Origin of the sequence: Chengkuizengella axinellae (genome assembly GCF_030730905.1) — a bacterium.
Lineage (GTDB): Bacteria > Bacillota > Bacilli > Paenibacillales > KCTC-33759 > Chengkuizengella > Chengkuizengella axinellae.
Map to the genome: position 1 here is coordinate 1 of NZ_JAVAMP010000075.1, position 262 is coordinate 262.

General features: G+C 35.9%; 1 protein-coding gene. It reads right to left on the minus strand.

Annotation, left to right across the window (positions count from 1 at the left end):
• On the minus strand, window positions 1–262 hold a 262-nt coding region (locus Q5Y73_RS24730; protein ID WP_305994588.1), incomplete at both ends, for an Ig-like domain-containing protein.

A 262-nucleotide genomic window follows, 5' to 3' on the forward strand; every position in this document is an offset into this window, starting at 1 on the left:
TGCATCTACAACAGTTGCAGTTGGAGCTTCTTCAGAATCTTCATAAGTAAATGTTTCTTGGAAACTGATGTTTGCATATCCTGCAAAATCTTCCGCACCATTCACAGTGATTGTGTAATCTTCACCATCATCTAATTTAGAGTACAACAGTACATCTACACTACTTCCATCTACATCTACAGATTTGATGGATAATCTTTTTGAACCTTCTTTAACAGTAATATCATCTTCTACTGCTGTTTCCATTGGCTCGTTGAAACTA